The following is a 1,037-nucleotide window of genomic DNA, read 5'->3' on the forward strand; positions in this document are numbered from 1 at the left end:
CGTGCTGGTCTTACACCTGCTGATGAAGCGATTGCGGCGCATCTGCGTAAAATTGAAAAGCCAGCGATGCTGGTAGTAAACAAAATTGATGGTATTGATGCTGACGCAGCGTGTGCTGATTTCTGGCAGCTTGGTGTTGATGACATGTACCAAATCGCGGCTGCACACGGTCGTGGTGTTACAGCATTGCTTGAGCGTGCGCTAGCTCCATTCTTTGATGATTTACTAACAAGTGAATCAGAAGAAGGTGAGATTGAAGATCTGACAGAATTTGAAGACGCTGAAATTGCACCAGACGAATACACTGAAGAAGAAGCGGAAGCGGAGTTCCAACGTCTACAAGAACAGCCAATCAAACTGGCAATCATTGGTCGTCCAAACGTTGGTAAGTCGACGTTAACCAACCGTATTCTTGGTGAAGAACGTGTTGTGGTATACGACATGCCAGGCACAACTCGTGACTCAATCTACATTCCTATGGAACGTGATGGCCGTGAGTATGTAATCATTGATACTGCGGGTGTACGTCGTCGTGGTCGTATTAACGAAACGGTTGAGAAATTCTCCGTTGTTAAAACGTTGAAAGCCGTCGAAGACGCAAACGTAGTGCTATTGGTTATCGACGCACGTGAAAACATCTCTGACCAAGACTTGAGCCTGCTAGGTTTTGCATTGAACGCCGGTCGTTCAATCGTACTAGCGGTAAACAAGTGGGATGGTCTAGATAACGAAGTAAAAGAGAACGTGAAGAAAGAGCTAGACCGCCGCCTAGGTTTCGTTGACTTTGCTCGCATTCACTTTATTTCTGCACTGCACGGTACTGGTGTTGGTCACTTGTTTGAGTCTATCCAAGAAGCGTACAAGTCGGCAACGACACGTGTTGGTACCTCTGTTTTGACTCGTATCATGAAGATGGCGACTGATGATCACCAACCGCCAATGGTTCGTGGTCGTCGTATCAAGCTAAAATACGCGCACGCAGGTGGTTACAACCCACCAATCGTCGTGATTCACGGTAACATGGTTCGTGAACTTCC

The 1,037-nt window shown here is 47.1% G+C and carries 1 protein-coding gene; it reads left to right on the forward strand.

The annotated features are described in order from the left end of the window. Window positions 1–1,037 (forward strand): ribosome biogenesis GTPase Der (gene der, locus R7040_RS24860; protein WP_318097335.1); only part of this gene is annotated, 1,037 nt, incomplete at both ends.

This window comes from Vibrio sp. 1069, from assembly GCF_033340555.1.